Below are 16,303 nucleotides of genomic sequence, written 5' to 3'. Positions count from 1 at the left end.
TATAACGAGTGCACACCTACACATTTTCGTATGGTCGTATACCAGCTGAAAATTCTAGGGTATTTATTATATAATTTAACATATTTTCAACTGACGGCTGCTATGATTGTTTTCTCTTCCTTACAAATTCGCCGTGGCGTGCGTGTTTTACTCGATAATGCCACCGCAACCATTAACCCAGGCCAAAAAGTTGGGCTAGTAGGTAAAAACGGTTGCGGCAAATCAACACTGCTTTCTTTGCTTAAAGGTGAATTACAAGCCGAAGCAGGCTCTGCCAATTTTCCAAGTACGTGGGCACTCGCTTGGGTGAATCAAGAAACTCCGGCATTAGACATTCCTGCATTAGAATATGTGATAGATGGCGATCGTGAATTCCGCGCTCTTGAACAACAACTACAACTTGCTAATGAAAAAAACGATGGTCATTCAATCGCTGCACTACACGGCCAACTTGATGCCATCAATGCATGGAGCATTCGCTCACGGGCATCCAGCCTGTTACATGGCCTTGGCTTTAGCCAAAACCAATTGCAAGAACCTGTAAAGTCATTTTCAGGTGGATGGCGCATGCGCCTTAACCTTGCACAAGCACTACTTTGCCGTTCCGATTTATTATTATTGGATGAGCCAACCAACCACCTTGATTTAGATGCCGTCATTTGGCTGGAAAAATGGCTAAAAAGCTATTCTGGCACACTCATATTAATCTCTCATGACCGTGACTTCCTCGATCCAATTATCGATAAAGTCCTACATATTGAGCAAGAAACCTTATTCGAGTACACCGGTAACTATTCCTCTTTTGAGCGTCAGCGCGCAACCAAGCTAGCTCAGCAACAATCTCTCTATGAGAGCCAACAAGCTAAAGCGGCTCACTTGCAAAGTTATATCGATCGCTTTAGAGCACAAGCGACTAAAGCCAAGCAAGCTCAAAGCCGTATAAAAATGCTTGAACGCATGGAAATGGTCGCTCCCGCTCATGTGGATAACCCTTTCCATTTTTCATTCCGCCAGCCTGAAAGCTTACCAAATCCATTACTGAAAATGGAAAAAGTCAGTGCAGGTTATGGTGATACAATTATTCTAAAATCAATTAAATTGAATTTAGTACTGGGGTCACGTATTGGCCTATTAGGTCGCAATGGTGCAGGTAAATCAACGCTAATCAAATTACTCGCTGATGATTTACAACCCTTACAAGGTAGCGTTTCTTTAGCAAAAGGGATCAAATTAGGCTATTTTGCTCAGCATCAGTTGGAATATTTGCATGCTGATGAATCACCATTACAACACCTTGCAAGGCTAGCACCACAAGAAACTGAACAGCAATTACGCGATTATTTAGGTGGATTTGGCTTTAAAGGTGACCAAGTCACTGACCCAAGCGGCCGTTTTTCGGGTGGAGAGAAAGCACGCTTAGTTTTGGCGCTAATTGTTTGGCAACGCCCTAATTTATTACTACTCGATGAACCGACTAACCACCTTGATTTAGATATGCGCCAAGCTCTGACCGAAGCTTTGATTGATTTTGAAGGTGCATTGGTTGTCGTTTCCCATGATAGGCATTTACTACGTTCTACCACAGATGACCTTTATTTGGTTCATGATGGTTTAGTTGAACCGTTTGATGGTGATCTGGAAGATTACCAACAATGGTTAGCGGAACAAAATAAAATGGAGTTGCAGCAGGCCCGTGATCTACAAGAAAAAGATCGCCCAGCAAATACAGCAACCGTCACGGCACAAGATAGGAAAGATCAAAAACGCCGCGAAGCCGAATTTCGCCAACAAACGCAACCTATCCGTAAACAGCTGACTGAATTAGAAAAGAAAATGGAAAAACACTCTAGTGTACTCGCTGAACTAGAAGCCACTCTTTCTGATGCAGCCATTTACGAGCAAGAGCGCAAAGCAGAGCTCGCTGAATGTTTAAAAAAACAAACAGAGCAAAAAAATGCATTGGAAGAGGTTGAAATGGCATGGATGGAGCTGCAAGAGCAGCTTGAAACCATGACCAGTGAGTTTGAATCTAACTAAGAGTATCTTAAACTTAATAGTAGGGTAGTTTGCAAACATACAAACTACCCTACTAATTAATTACTTCACACACATCACATAATACTGTCCATCAATCACTTCTGTGCCTTCCGTCTCATGTTCAAACCCAGGGAATTCCTGATCCCATGCCTGCAAACCATATAAGTAGCGAATATGAGGGCTATTTTCATCACCGAAATTTTCACCTGACAGTAGCATAGGAATACCCGGTGGATAAGGAATGATTGAGTTTGCAGCAACTCGGCCTGCTAATTGATGAATAGGAACAGCTTCTACGCGGTTGGCAACGATCTCTTGATAAGCATCTCGAGGGCTCATCATCACTTGTGGTAATTGTGAATAAGCCTGATTTAGCAATGCGCCGGGATTGTTTTTTTGTAAATAGGCAAACATTTTATCGCCTAAATCGTGTAGCCCCATTTCACCATAAATTTCAGGTGCGGATTCAACTACCTCTGGAAGTACCTTTTTTAATGGGGTATTACTGTCATAATGGCGCTTGAAAGAAAGCAGCGTATTCACTAGCGTCCCCCACTTACCTTTAGTGATCCCCATTGAAAACAAGAACATGATTTGGAAATCGGTCGTACGCGTAGGAACGATACCGTAATGGTTTAGCCACGCCGTCACCAGTGCCGCTGGCACACCTGAATCTAATAAATTGCCATCATCTCCCATACCCGGAGCAAGAATACTCACTTTGATAGGATCAAGCATCGCCCAATTATCAGGAATATCATGGAAACCGTGCCATTTATCTTCAGGATGCATTACCCAGCAGCTTTGTTCCTTCATCAATAATTCTACAGGGGCATCTTCGAATGCATGGCGCTTTCCTGTCACTGGATCCTTAACCATTTCTTGGTTCCAAGGCTTAAAGAACCATTCATCATCATTAAGAAACTCTTTATACAAAAAGGCTAATGATTGCCTAAAGTCAATCGCTTCGCGGATCACTTCATCCGTTAATGAGCGCCCACTATTACCATCCATCATATCCGCTGCAATATCATTCGAAGCACAAATGGCATACAGCGGTGAGGTGGTTGAGTGCATTAAATAAGCTTGGTTAAAGCGATTAAAATCAATGGCATTACGGCCATTTCTTACATGAATATACGAGGCTTGAGATAGTGCATTTAATAATTTATGGGTTGAATGAGTCGCAAAAATTGTCGGCTCATCCTCTGATCTTTCTTCATCTCTCATGGCGAAGTGATCACGATAAAGTGGGTTAAAGCGTGCATAGCCATACCATGCTTCATCAAAGTGAATGCGATCTAAAGAATCATCAAGGAGATCTTGTACCTTACGAGCGTTGTAACAAACACCATCATAAGTACAGTTAGTGATCACGCTGTAGGCGGGACGCTGGCCTATTTTATCCGTTGTGAGAGGGTTGCTAGCAATTTTGTGATTAATCGATTCTGAAGACATCTCTTTAGGGTAAATAGGCCCAATAATCCCATAACGGTTCCGGCTCGGAACCATATAAATCGGTTTTGCCCCTGTTAATATTAGCCCTTGTTCAATCGATTTATGGCAATTACGGTCAATCACCACCACATCATCATCGGTCATACAGGCTTGCATGATGGTACGGTTGGAGCCTGATGTTCCCACAACAACTGAATAAGATTGGTCTGCGCCAAAAATACGCGCGGCATTTTTTTCGCATTCACCAAAAGCGCCAGTGTGATCTAATAAAGAACCGACTGCTACGCGCTCAATCCCAATATCAGTACGAAATAGGTTCTCGCCAAAGAAATCATGGTAAATACGTCCAGCGGGGGTTTTAGTAAAACCGACTCCACCTTGGTGGCCAGGTGCTGCCCATGAATACTCATGGACATCACTATATTTGATAAGGCTTTTCATTAATGGTGGCAATAATTGGGAACGATAACGCTGAATAGCAGCCAATACCCGCCCTGCAATAAAATCAGCTGAGTCTTCGAGTATCCATGCAAACTCATCGACTTGCTCCATCATTTTACGATCGAAAGCCACTAAAGCTTCTTCACGGTCACTGAGAAGAAATACGGGAACATCTTCTTGTCTGCGATGTAATTGAGTGATTAAACGATGTGCTTGGGTTTGTTCATCGCGATCCGACATATCACGGCCATACAGTAGGCAATCGATACTGGTATTTGAGCGAATATAGGCAAGACCATCTTCGAAATCACGGATAATAACCGTTTCAACATGTTCATCATTGAGTTCACTTGCAAGCCTAGCCACAGCATGGCTTATCACTGAGTCTTCGTCAGTCAGTTCCGTGTAAACAATTAGCGCCCTCATTAATTGAACCTCTATAAGTTGCATTAAAATAATAATCTATATTAATAGTCTTAACGCAAATAAAGGTTTTTTGCAAAGATAGAACAAATAACTCACTGTTGAAAAAGCTATTTTTATTCATCTAATTTGTTAATCATCACTCTCGCATTCATGACTAACATTTTTGCACGAGCCTCACGCTTTTGTAATAACGCCATAAAAAGTAGGTCGGTTAGGGTATTTTGTGCCGTTCTTGATGAAATTGAGGAACTACGCCATTCATTTTCTTCTGCAATACTCTCAAGAACATAATCAGCTAACTGTGCAAGTGGCGATAATCGGCTACGCGTGATTGCGATGACATTTGCTCCTTGTTTACGACCGATACTCGCTGCGGTAAGCATATCTTTTCGCTTACCTGTAAACGAAATCACAATCTGAGTATCTTGAGGTGTCAATGTCAAAGCGGCAGCAATCTGCACATGATGGTCTGACTCGACCAGTGTCGTAATACCTATTTTTTGTAATTTATAGCTAAGATCTTTGGCTGTTAACCCTGAGCCACCAATTCCAACAATCTGTACCCGTTGTGATTTATCAATTGAATCAACAATTTTCTCAAATAACTTAAAATCAATATGGCGAGTTGTTTCGGTAATCGAGTAGTTTTTTTCCAACGCTAGCTTTTGTGCAACGACCATTAAATTGTCGCTTTGCGCGATCTTATTATGCAATGCAATATGGGGATTCGCTTCATCGAGCTGCTGACGACCAATAATCTCACTCAATGCCAGTTTTAATGCAGGATACCCTTTCACGCCGACTTTCTGGCTAAATTTAACAATAGCTGATTGGCTCACATTTAACGCTTCAGCCAGTTGCTGAGAGGATAAATTCAGAACCCGCTCGGGTTTTTCTAAAATAAACTGAGCTATCTTGCGTTGATTTTCAGCAAGCCTAGGCAATAAACAAGTGATCGTATCCAGCAAAGTCATCTAAATTCCTTTCCTTATTAATTAAATATAATAAATTATTCCTCTTAGAATAACCTCATTACTTAATATTAATCCTTTAAATTCAATAAGTAATTAACCTCGTCATTCTAATTCATACTCAAATATTCTTTCATAGTGACAATTCAGAATAGAGAACGCCGTGATCATTATCACATCACTGGAATAAATAATTCCTTAATATCCCCTCATTAACTGAGGTAGGAGTAATTAATTATGACCATTGATTTAAGCAAAATGGTAACTGAGAGCCGTAACACTGCAAGTACTAACATCGATCAACTCTCTACGATCAATATGTTGCAAGTCATCAATAATGAAGACAAGCAAGTACCATTAGCCGTCGAAAAAGTATTACCACAAATTGCACAATTGGTGGATAAAGTTGCACATGCATTTTTGAATGGCGGCCGCTTAATTTATTCAGGTGCAGGTACATCTGGTCGTTTAGGGATTTTGGACGCTAGCGAGTGCCCGCCAACTTATGGTACGCCTCATGAACAAGTCATTGGTTTAATTGCGGGTGGTCACCAAGCTATTTTCCGTGCAGTTGAAAACGCAGAAGATAAACCCGAACTTGGTGAGCAAGATCTGATTGATATTCAATTCAGTGATAAAGATGTTCTTGTGGGTATCGCTGCAAGTGGTCGTACCCCGTACGTCCTTGGCGCGCTAGCTTATGCACGCAAAATTGGTGCAGTCACCGCATCCATCAGCTGTAATCCCCATAGCCCTGTTGCCAGTGCAGCCGACATTGCCATCACTCCAATAGTAGGAGCCGAAGTGGTCACTGGCTCTTCACGCATGAAAGCAGGTACTGCGCAAAAACTGGTGCTCAATATGATCACCACTGGTGCGATGATCCGTATTGGTAAAGTCTTCGGCAATTTAATGGTCGATGTAGAAGCAACCAATGCAAAGTTGGTTGAAAGGCAAGTCAAGATCGTAATGGAAGCCACTGAGTGTGACAGGCAAACAGCGGAACTCGCATTACAACAATGTGATAGGCACTGTAAAACTGCAATTTTGATGATCCTATCTGGGCTCAATGCACAAGAGGCGCGTCAATTGCTATCAGACAATAATGGGTTCATTCGTACCGCTCTTAACGTTGCGAAATCCATTTAACACGGGAACTGATAGGGTAAATGGCATGGCTAAAATAACTAAAGAAATGATGCAGGAGATCCTGCAAAAGGTCGGGGGAAGTACAAATATTAAGCAGGCAGGTAACTGCATGACTCGCTTACGTTTGACACTCAACAATGACCAACTTGTCGACAAAACAGCAATAAAACAGATCGCAGGGGTGCTTGGTGTCATTGAAAGTGATGAACAACTACAAATTGTCCTTGGCCCCGGCAAAGCACAAACCGCTGCCGACTTAATGAATCAGATCCTCGAAAGTGGTGAACACATTGCCGCAGAAACACTGGACACATCGTTAGAAACTAACCTAAACGCTCTTGCATCATCGAATAAACAGCAAATGAAGCAAAAGCAAACGAGTGCTGTACATCGTTTTCTGTCTAAGTTTGCTACCATTTTTACTCCGTTGATCCCAGGTTTTATTGCTGCCGGCTTATTATTAGGATTTGCAACATTAGCCACGCAAACCTTCTATCCGGAAGGGCTACCAAAAGCACCTGAACAGCAAACATTCGGCGTGCACATGATTTTGTACATGTCTGTGTTTAGTAAAGGATTATTCAGCTTTTTAAGCATCTTAATTGGCTATAATGCACAAAAAGCCTTTGGTGGGAGCGGTGTTAACGGAGCCATTATTGCTGCACTATTTGTGCTTGGTTATGATCCGAACGCCACCTCAGGTGTCTTTTCGGGCATGACCAATTTCTTCGGTTGGGATATTGACCCTAGAGGAAGCATCATTGGTGTCTTGATTGCCTGTATTTTTGGTGCTTGGGTTGAAAAACAAGTACGCAAAATTATCCCAGCTAACCTTGATATGATTTTAACCTCAACAATTACGTTATTGATTGTTGGTGCTGCCGCCTATGTTGTCATCATGCCATTGGGTAGCTGGCTATTCAGCGGTATGTCATGGTTATTTATGCATTTAAATGGCAATCCATTCGGCACTGCTATACTTGCTGGCTTATTCTTGATTGCGGTAATGTTTGGCGTCCACCAAGGCTTTGTCCCTGTCTATTTTGCACTGGTTGATGCGCAGGGTTTCAACTCTCTATTCCCTATCTTAGCAATGGCGGGTGCTGGCCAAGTGGGAGCTGCATTAGCGCTATATGCGAAAGCAAAGAAAGACTCCATTTTACGTAACCAAATTCGCGGAGCCATTATTCCAGGTTTTCTTGGGATTGGTGAGCCGCTGATTTATGGTGTAACGTTACCTCGTGTAAAACCGTTTGTAACCGCATGTTTAGGCGGGGCAGCAGGTGGTTTCTTTATCGGTTTGATTGCTTGGATGGGGCTACCTGTTGGCCTTAACACAGTGTTCGGCCCATCAGGCTTAGTCGCTATTCCACTGATGACCTCTGCCCAAGGTGTATTTGCAGGTATGGCCGTGTATGTCGGTGGTATTGCAGTCGCTTATGTTTGTGGATTTATTTTTACCTATTTCTTTGGCAGCAAAAATATCGATTTAGATTAAGAATGAATCTTTCTAAAAGGGAAGCATGCATTGTTTCCCTTTTATACTGCTAACAAACGTATTTTGTGTGATAGCAGTAACTAAGAATTTGAAATAAACAAGGAAAATCAACGTATTGATTTTCGGCTGATAACACGAGGCGGGGAAAACCACGCTTTTATCCCGCCTCGTCAACAACCTCAAAGGGAAACTGCATGCTTCCCTTTATTTAATCATTACAACGCTGCGACTTGAAATATGGCAAATACATTTATTCAAACCAAATCAGTGGCACACACATCGCAGTCAACAGCCCCATCACTAAATTAAAAATAAACCACGCATGACGGCCCCGTAAAAAATAGCCAATTAATGACCCACCAGCCATCCAAATCAATCCAGCTATTAAATTAACTGTCACTACAGCAATACTCATCACGATAATAGACTGGGCAAATAGATCTCCGGGTAAACTATAACTTCCAACAGCCCCCAATCCCATTAACCATGCTTTTGGATTTAAAAATTGTAACAAACCACCTTGATACCACTTTATATTTTTCGCAGCAGCACTTTCTGTTTTCAATGGCTCATAATTTGCGGTTGCTGTTTTCCATGCTAACCACAGTAAATAGAGGCTACCAGCCACTTTCATAGCAATGTGCAATGCGGGATATAGCAATAAAAGCGCAGCAACGCCAAACGCAGATAAGTAAAGTATTGACTGCATCCCAAGCATTATCCCCAGTAATAAGGGGATACTGCGTCGGAAACCATAATTTGCGGTACTGGAGGTCAATAACATATTATTAGGGCCAGGTGTAACTGCTGCAATGAATAGAAACGTAAAAAGAGAAAAAACTAGCCCCAGACTCATTTATAATCTATCCCCCAAAATTAGCGCACTTGCATCACAAAAAAATAACAGTATGTTATGTGACCCACAAGGGTATTAAGAAATTAAATAAGGCTATGTCAGAAAACTTTCGCCCCATTAATTGGGCTAAAAATCCACATCTTCAAACGTTATTGCCAAGAATTTTTCGGCGGACCCCGAAAATTAAACCCATTTGGCAACGGCTTGAGTTACCTGATGGTGACTTTATTGACCTTGCTTGGAGCGAACCTCCTGAGCAGGCTTGTCATAAGCCGCGTTTAGTCATTTTTCATGGCTTAGAAGGTAATTTTAAAAGCCCCTACGCTCATGGCATGCTTGAAAGTGCCCAAAACCAAGGTTGGTTAGGGGTCGTCATGCACTTTCGTGGTTGTAGCGGTGAGCCCAATCGTCAAAAACGTATCTATCACTCGGGTGAAACCAGTGATGCACGTTACTTCTTGCATTGGTTAAAACAAACTTGGGGGGATGTGCCAACTGGCGCGGTGGGCTATTCTCTCGGTGGTAATATGCTTGCCTGCTATTTAGCTGAAAGTGGTGAAAATGCAGATATCGATGCAGGTGTCGTGGTATCAGCTCCATTAATGTTAGAGCCATGCTCTATACGAATGGAAAAAGGGTTCTCGCAGTTTTATCAACGTTATTTGCTTAATGGTTTAAAGCGTAATGCTACCCGTAAGCTGGTGCGCTACCCTGGTTCATTACCTCTTAATTTGTTGCAATTAAAACAACTAAAACGGATCCGTGAGTTTGATGATGTGATCACAGCAAGGATCCATGGTTTCGAAGATGCTACAGACTATTATCAAAAGTGTAGTGCTCTTCCTCGATTACCACGCATTACTAAGCCTACCCTGATTATTCACGCTAAAGATGACCCTTTTATGGCGCCAGAAGTTGTTCCTGATTTAGCGCATTTACCTGCCAATATTGAATATCAAATGACAGAACATGGGGGGCATGTCGGTTTCGTTAGTGGCACATTGAGAAAACCAGAAATGTGGTTAGAAAAACGTATTCCGCAGTGGTTAGCGTCTTATTTAGGCAATACAAAATCATGATTATCCCTTGGAAAGATTTAGATCCAGATACATTGGAAAACCTAATCGAGTCCTATGTATTACGTGAAGGAACCGATTATGGGGAACACGAAAAGTCATTACAGCAAAAAGTTGATGATGTGAAACGCCAATTGGCATCCGGAGAGATTGTGCTAGTCTGGTCAGAGTTGCATGAATCTGTTAATTTTATGCCTAACAGTCAGTTTCGCCCGTAACCCCGTTTCGCTCATGGCTCGGTTTAGCATGGACGCAAGCGCAACACAGGGAGTCCATGATGTCCAAAAAACATCCAATTATTGCAATCACTGGGTCTAGTGGTGCAGGAACCACTTCGACCAGCCAAGCATTTCGTAAAATATTCCATCAATTAAATATCCAACCTGCAACTTTAGAAGGTGATAGTTTTCATCGTTATACTCGCCCTGAAATGGATATGGCAATTAGAAAAGCCAGAGAACAAGGCCGCCATATCAGCTATTTCGGCCCTGAAGCAAATGACTTCTCCCTGTTAGAGCAGACGCTTTTAGAATACAGCCAACAGGGTAGTGGTAAATCACGTAAATACCTTCATACCTACGATGAAGCTGTTCCCTATGGCTTACAGCCGGGTACCTTTACGCCATGGGAACCCCTACCACCTAATAGTGATATTTTATTCTATGAAGGGTTACATGGCGGTGTTGTCACACCTGAAAACAATGTTGCTCGCCATGTTGATTTACTGGTTGGGGTTGTGCCTATCGTTAACCTTGAATGGATCCAGAAGCTGATCCGAGACACCACAGAACGAGGGCATTCACGAGAAGCAGTGATGGACTCGGTAGTTCGCTCAATGGGTGATTATATTAATTATATAACCCCACAATTCTCACGAACTCATATTAATTTCCAACGTGTACCAACCGTAGATACCTCAAACCCTTTCTCTGCTAAAGCGATACCATCACAAGATGAAAGTTTTATTGTTATCCGTTTTAGAGGGCTCGAACAAATTGATTTTCCTTATTTACTTTCCATGTTAAGCGGTTCATTTATTTCAGCTATGAATACTATTGTTGTGCCGGGAGGGAAATTAGGGTTAGCAATGGAGTTAATCATGACCCCTATTGTTGAGAAGTTAATTAAACAAAAACACGATTAATAGTTAATACATGATGCTTATTTTAAATTAATAAGCATCATAATTAAAAAAATAATATATATAATAAAAAATTATTGAGTTTTAATTTCAAAACTATGAGTAACTTTCACAGCTTTTTCTAACATCAAAGATACCGAGCAATATTTCTCAGCCGAAAGTTGAACTGCACGTTCAACCACTTTTTCCGTTAAATCAGTGCCTGTTACAATAAAATGCAAATTAATATGAGTGAAATAACGAGGAGCCTCATCACGACGCTGTGAGGTTAATTTAACTTCACAACCACTAACGTTATTACGGCCTTTTTGTAAAATAGATACCACATCCACTGAGCTGCATCCACCTACTGCCATCAATACCATTTCCATTGGGCTAGGTGCTTTATCACCTGAATTACCATCCATCATTACTTGATGACCAGAGGCGGACTCACCTAAAAAAGAAAGTCCTTCAACCCACTTAACTCTCGCTTCCATTATTTATTCCCCTAGAAAAAATTTGTATAAAAGATAACATTGTTACATAAATGCTTTCAATCGAATCGACACTTTAAGTAGCTGAAGCGATAAAGCCGAGACTTTCTAGGTTTATTATGTTACAAACAAACTATCACCTGATAGGAGCAAGATCAAAACTCAGGGTTTCAATTGATTATACACTCTAAATGATTCGAGATGCAGCTAGGCAATAAGTGAACAAATCGCGAAGAGCATAGAAAACTATGTCGCTAGTGCAAGTAAACGTAATCAACAACGCGGCAACTTGAAGCATGATGAGTATATTATAGTACTGGTATTAACTTACATTATGGTTAATATGCTAAGATAGTGACTTTAAAAACCAGCTTTCTGGTTATGGTTGACCGGAGGCTGTATTAACATACAGAGGATAACGCTAATGGTTCTCGGCAAGCCACAAACAGACCCTACTCTTGAATGGTTTTTGTCACACTGCCATATTCATAAGTATCCATCCAAGAGCACACTGATCCATCAGGGTGAAAAAGCAGAGACTCTTTACTACATCGTTAAAGGTTCAGTGGCTGTTTTAATCAAAGATGAAGAAGGCAAAGAAATGATCCTCTCCTATTTAAATCAGGGAGATTTCATTGGTGAACTAGGGTTATTTGAAGAAGGGCAAGAACGTTCTGCCTGGGTAAGAGCAAAAAGCGCCTGTGAAGTCGCTGAAATTTCTTACAAAAAATTCCGTCAACTTATTCAGGTTAATCCTGACATTCTTATGCGTCTTTCTGCGCAAATGGCAAGCCGCCTACAAACCACATCAGAAAAAGTGGGTAACCTCGCATTCTTAGATGTGACAGGCCGTATTGCTCAAACACTACTTAATTTAGCAAAACAACCAGATGCAATGACCCATCCGGATGGTATGCAAATCAAAATTACACGCCAAGAAATTGGTCAAATTGTTGGCTGTTCGCGTGAAACTGTTGGCCGTATCTTGAAGATGCTAGAAGATCAAAACTTGATCTCTGCGCACGGCAAAACGATTGTCGTCTACGGAACTCGCTAACATTTAAAATAACCCTCTATCCTTGTGATGCAGGGTTATTTTTTGCCTCTAATTGTATCAATATCCTATCACTTTCTGTTGCAATCATTTTGCGATACTCGTTATCGTCTAGCCGCGTTTCTTTATATTTAAATAATTATCAGTCACATAATATTAAAAACAATCACTTAATTTATTGTTTAAGGAATTTTTAATTTATGGTCGAGCTCACGATAACAATTAATAAACCATCTTTCATCAATCAAAGAACACTTAATGATACTCTGAATGAAATGAACTTTGTTGAAATAGGGAAAATGGTAAATAACATTGTTTATAATATAAAAAACGTTGCCAATATCAATTTAACGATAAATATAAACTATAAAACAAAGAGTGCTAATGCTAAAAAATTAAGTTCGACTTCATCGACAACCAATACATTAATTAATAACGATAATAATTGTTCAGGCAAAATAGATAAAGTAACACAAATAGAACTTGCTTCTCCTATGACAAAAAATATCGCAACCCAAACAGAACAACGGATCGAGATACAGCATAACCCAGATGAGGTTGACGCAAATGATTTATTATCAAAACAAACTAAGCATACCTTACCCACTAAACATGATGAAAATCAAGGAAGTAAGAGTACTCTAAACGAAACGCCTAACACGAAAAAAAAAGCTAACCCCGTACAAGTTGGAAGAGTTCCGCCAGAAGCGACCTTAGGATCTGATACTTTATCTCAATCAGCGCCTTTGATGTTGCACACTCCTCCCGCTCTTCAGGAGGTTGAACAAAAGACTCACATAGCGCCTTTTTCTTCAAACAAAGAAAACAACACTGACCGAGCAAAACAGTCCATCGAGAAAAAACCGAGTCTAATTTCAAATAAAGCAAATAAAATGACTCTACCCATACTCGCTAATACTCAACAACGTGAAAAACAGAGTAATGACTTTATTTTAAATGATGATAGCTCACGAGCTGAACCTACAGCATCTTATAATGACAATCCAACATTGAGTCATGTAAAAGAAATAATTCAAAAGATTGAGCAAAACACCTCTTCCCAGCCCAAAGTGACTTCACAAATTAACAAAGGTGCTCCTGCTCAACAACAAATCGCCTCTCAAACAACCGAATCAACTCCAGCAATCACTAACGGAAGAACACTGACGTATGCAGAAGAAATTCAAACGTCCCTCTCTTCCTATTCCCCAAGCAGAACGGCAAGCCAGAGTGGAAAATTATCTGTGGTAGAGAAAACACCAGATAGTTCACTCATGCTTGTTCCAAAAAATGCTAGCCGACCCAGTACACTCGATAGAAACACACTACCATCGTTGGCGCTAAGTGAAGCACTTCGGAAACGATTATCGGATAACACTTTCAAGAGTCAGATGAAAAATTCGGCCTTAAATAAATCTCCCAACAAAGACCCAGTAGAGAATATGCAGGTAGGTGTAGATAAAGACGCCAAATTGCTCTCTTCAATATTTAATAATATTGAAGATTATCTCACCAGTGCTCATAATAAGGAAACTCGACATCGTTATATTATAAATATAGATAATTTTGAGGTTATTATCACAATATCTCCCAAAAACTTCTTAAATTCCCCTATTGAAGGCCAAGATATAACAGAATTATTAGCTCATTATATTAGTGGATTAGATAATCATAATGTCTATTTAAACGTATTACAGAGAAATCTTGATAATGACTCATTTAGTGATATGGATGGCCAAGATGATGATCTTGATTCAGTCAATAGTTTTTATATTGATGAAGAATTCTCAGATATGGAAGATATCCAAAGCTATTATGATGATCCCTTTGATGAAATAAGCTGGGATATCTTTACTGAAAAACAAAATCAAACACCCCTGAACGCTTTCACTAAGCAGACACAAACCGACAAACAAACACTTGATAATGCTTTGGAGCAGAAGGAAGCAGAGCTATCTACTCAAAAGCAGATCCAAAGAGATACTGAAAAACAACTGCAACAGACCAATGAAAACCTTAAAATGGCTCAAACGCTCCTTAACCAAAAACAATTGGAATTGGACGCTTTCACCAAACAAGTACAAACCCACAAACAAGCTTTTGATAACGCACAAGCCGCGCTGGAGCAGATGAAAATCCAGCTGCAAGCGAGCCAAGAAGCCCTTAAACTGGCCCAGCAACAGACCGAAAGCCAGAAAAAAGCGGCTCAAGTCCTCTTTGAACAAAAGCAAGCGGTACTGGCCACTTTCACCAAGCAGACACAAACCGAGTATTCCAAAGTTACCGAGGCGCAGCAATCCGCTGAAATACAGACAGAATCAAATAAAATAGGTAACCATTCTGGTTTTATCGATCCGTCTTTTTATGAAAAAAAATTTGAAAGAGATATAGAGAGTGATGATGCATTTTCTTCTGATGAAGAAAATGATTATGATTATAAGGATACTTCTGTTATATCAAATCTGGGTAAAGTTCAAAACCCAATTTCAATGAATAAAAACAACCTTTCCCAAAATCAAAATGATACACGTTTATCAATAGCACCTGTACAGCCAGAGAATTATATTGACATATCTGAAGAGATTAATAAATTGACGATATCAAAATCATATTGTCCATATGCAACTAAATATAATAATGATAATGACGACTATGATAATGGTTCACCTCAACTTGAAAAAAAAACCAGATTTCCTACCACCAACACAAATAGAAACGATTTCCCTGAGAAGAAAAAATCTGTTGTTCAAGAAAAAAGCTTATATCCATCTATGACAAAAACAAACCAATTGATAGAGAAAGCTAAATTATTGAGCAAAGACATTCCAAATAAAACAAACTATCAATTTAATAATATTAAAAAAAATCTATCAGAAATGATAGAACAATTATCAGAGGTAGAAGAATCAAAAATAATATCAGCACTTGACCTCGCTATAATAAATAAAACACGCTATTCGCCTAGTATTCTTCTTGCTCATTCATTAGCTACAAATAAAAAAACAGATAACTCAATAACACAAGATCGTGCTGTACAAACTGAGCCATTTACAGTGGCACAACAAAAAAATCCAGCTAAAATGACTCAAGGAATACAGACGGATATTTCTTCAATGACGGAGACAAAAAAAGCGTCTACCATTACGTTAACACTTGCAAATACAATATCCCCCTCATTAGAAGAGGATAATAAAACCATTCCCCTTTCTCAAACAAAAATATCTACACTAAAAGCTACAGCTAATACAACAAAATCAGTAAAAAAGACAAGCCCTACTCAGAATAAAGAAAAACTTATCTATACGAAATATAGTCCTAGTCTACTGACTCAAGGTTTACCAAGTTACATGACAGAAGGGGAGTATCATGCATTAAATGAAATCCAAAAATCAAATTTCCCATCAAATCTTAATGAAAAAGAGTCTATATTATTGAATAAAATCGCGGAGGCTCCCCGTTATTCATTACCAACGATCAATAAAGAGCAGTATAAAAAGTTAAAGGAAATTTTAAATTTACCTTTTTATAAAAATATAACAGCGATTAATCTTCAGCGACCTACTCTTATATCCCTAGTATCAGGGAAAAGTGGCTCAAGTAAGAAAAGAAGAGACGATGAAAATAAAGAAGAAAAAGACAAGCATGAAAATGAATAGTATGACAAGATATATAAATAATTAAAATTAAGATAAATCGCCCCTATTTTACACTGGGGCGGAT

General features: G+C 39.9%; 12 protein-coding genes. 8 read left to right on the top strand and 4 right to left on the bottom strand.

Features of this window, described 5'->3' with window-relative positions; all coding sequences use genetic code 11:
* Positions 1–102: 102 nt before the first annotated feature.
* Entirely contained in the window at positions 103–2,037 is a 1,935-nt protein-coding gene (locus JI723_RS01985) for an ABC transporter ATP-binding protein (protein WP_337979748.1), read from the top strand.
* Positions 2,038–2,097: 60 nt separating this feature from the next.
* Here the strand turns inward: JI723_RS01985 and adiA are convergent, their stop codons facing one another.
* Together adiA and JI723_RS01975 are read right to left on the bottom strand one after the other, a co-directional pair.
* Positions 2,098–4,362, bottom strand: coding sequence for an arginine decarboxylase (adiA, locus tag JI723_RS01980; protein ID WP_140179610.1), 2,265 nt, complete (start codon positions 4,360–4,362; stop codon positions 2,098–2,100).
* A gap of 113 nt (positions 4,363–4,475) precedes the next feature.
* Positions 4,476–5,336, bottom strand: a complete 861-nt coding sequence (locus JI723_RS01975; protein WP_070929373.1) for a MurR/RpiR family transcriptional regulator — start codon at positions 5,334–5,336, stop codon at positions 4,476–4,478.
* Positions 5,337–5,570: 234 nt separating this feature from the next.
* Here JI723_RS01975 and murQ point away from each other — a divergent pair, with 234 nt between their 5' ends.
* Together murQ and murP are read left to right on the top strand one after the other, a co-directional pair.
* Positions 5,571–6,482, top strand: coding sequence for an N-acetylmuramic acid 6-phosphate etherase (gene murQ, locus JI723_RS01970; protein ID WP_272580464.1), 912 nt, complete (start codon positions 5,571–5,573; stop codon positions 6,480–6,482).
* Between the two features lie 25 nt (positions 6,483–6,507).
* Entirely contained in the window at positions 6,508–7,980 is a 1,473-nt protein-coding gene (gene murP / locus JI723_RS01965) for a PTS N-acetylmuramic acid transporter subunit IIBC (protein WP_070929375.1), read from the top strand.
* Between the two features lie 250 nt (positions 7,981–8,230).
* On the opposite strand, the gene JI723_RS01960 is transcribed toward murP, so the two are convergent.
* Positions 8,231–8,836: a LysE family translocator gene (locus JI723_RS01960; RefSeq protein ID WP_070929376.1), complete on the bottom strand. Its 606-nt coding sequence runs from the start codon at positions 8,834–8,836 to the stop codon at positions 8,231–8,233.
* Between the two features lie 95 nt (positions 8,837–8,931).
* On the opposite strand from JI723_RS01960, the gene JI723_RS01955 reads away from it, so the two are divergent.
* From JI723_RS01955 to JI723_RS01945, 3 genes are read left to right on the top strand one after another with little or no spacing between them, the layout of a single operon-like run.
* The gene (locus tag JI723_RS01955) at positions 8,932–9,915 is read left to right on the top strand and encodes a hydrolase (protein ID WP_272580465.1); all 984 of its coding nucleotides are present in this window, start codon (positions 8,932–8,934) and stop codon (positions 9,913–9,915) included.
* The gene (locus JI723_RS01950) at positions 9,912–10,130 is read left to right on the top strand and encodes a YheU family protein (RefSeq protein WP_070929378.1); all 219 of its coding nucleotides are present in this window, start codon (positions 9,912–9,914) and stop codon (positions 10,128–10,130) included. The genes JI723_RS01955 and JI723_RS01950 overlap by 4 nt, the downstream gene beginning before the upstream one ends.
* Before the next feature lie 59 nt (positions 10,131–10,189).
* The gene (locus JI723_RS01945) at positions 10,190–11,056 is read left to right on the top strand and encodes a phosphoribulokinase (protein ID WP_140179789.1); all 867 of its coding nucleotides are present in this window, start codon (positions 10,190–10,192) and stop codon (positions 11,054–11,056) included.
* Positions 11,057–11,127: 71 nt separating this feature from the next.
* On the opposite strand, the gene JI723_RS01940 is transcribed toward JI723_RS01945, so the two are convergent.
* Complete coding sequence (locus tag JI723_RS01940) at positions 11,128–11,532, bottom strand: OsmC family protein (RefSeq protein WP_070929379.1); 405 nt, start codon at positions 11,530–11,532, stop codon at positions 11,128–11,130.
* Between the two features lie 421 nt (positions 11,533–11,953).
* Here JI723_RS01940 and crp point away from each other — a divergent pair, with 421 nt between their 5' ends.
* Together crp and JI723_RS01930 are read left to right on the top strand one after the other, a co-directional pair.
* On the top strand, positions 11,954–12,586 hold the full coding sequence (crp, locus tag JI723_RS01935; protein ID WP_004923862.1) for a cAMP-activated global transcriptional regulator CRP: 633 nt from the start codon (positions 11,954–11,956) through the stop codon (positions 12,584–12,586).
* A 197-nt stretch (positions 12,587–12,783) separates the two neighbouring features.
* The gene (locus JI723_RS01930) at positions 12,784–16,239 is read left to right on the top strand and encodes an HlyD family secretion protein (RefSeq protein WP_337979747.1); all 3,456 of its coding nucleotides are present in this window, start codon (positions 12,784–12,786) and stop codon (positions 16,237–16,239) included.
* Positions 16,240–16,303: the final 64 nt, after the last annotated feature.

The sequence above is a fragment of the Providencia manganoxydans genome, from assembly GCF_016618195.1.
Classification (GTDB): domain Bacteria; phylum Pseudomonadota; class Gammaproteobacteria; order Enterobacterales; family Enterobacteriaceae; genus Providencia; species Providencia manganoxydans.
The sequence above is the reverse complement of the archived record's forward strand: the minus strand, read 5'-3'. Positions and strand labels throughout refer to the sequence as shown.

Bases quoted from the DNA above. Each gene is read 5' to 3' on its own strand.
- JI723_RS01985 (WP_337979748.1), top strand. From the start codon at position 103: ATGATTGTTTTCTCTTCCTTACAAATTCGCCGTGGCGTGCGTGTTTTA.
- JI723_RS01975 (WP_070929373.1), bottom strand. From the start codon at position 5,336: ATGACTTTGCTGGATACGATCACTTGTTTATTGCCTAGGCTTGCTGAA.
- JI723_RS01950 (WP_070929378.1), top strand. From the start codon at position 9,912: ATGATTATCCCTTGGAAAGATTTAGATCCAGATACATTGGAAAACCTA.
- murQ (WP_272580464.1), top strand. From the start codon at position 5,571: ATGACCATTGATTTAAGCAAAATGGTAACTGAGAGCCGTAACACTGCA.
- adiA (WP_140179610.1), bottom strand. From the start codon at position 4,362: ATGAGGGCGCTAATTGTTTACACGGAACTGACTGACGAAGACTCAGTG.
- JI723_RS01945 (WP_140179789.1), top strand. From the start codon at position 10,190: ATGTCCAAAAAACATCCAATTATTGCAATCACTGGGTCTAGTGGTGCA.
- murP (WP_070929375.1), top strand. From the start codon at position 6,508: ATGGCTAAAATAACTAAAGAAATGATGCAGGAGATCCTGCAAAAGGTC.
- crp (WP_004923862.1), top strand. From the start codon at position 11,954: ATGGTTCTCGGCAAGCCACAAACAGACCCTACTCTTGAATGGTTTTTG.
- JI723_RS01955 (WP_272580465.1), top strand. From the start codon at position 8,932: ATGTCAGAAAACTTTCGCCCCATTAATTGGGCTAAAAATCCACATCTT.
- JI723_RS01960 (WP_070929376.1), bottom strand. From the start codon at position 8,836: ATGAGTCTGGGGCTAGTTTTTTCTCTTTTTACGTTTCTATTCATTGCA.
- JI723_RS01930 (WP_337979747.1), top strand. From the start codon at position 12,784: ATGGTCGAGCTCACGATAACAATTAATAAACCATCTTTCATCAATCAA.
- JI723_RS01940 (WP_070929379.1), bottom strand. From the start codon at position 11,532: ATGGAAGCGAGAGTTAAGTGGGTTGAAGGACTTTCTTTTTTAGGTGAG.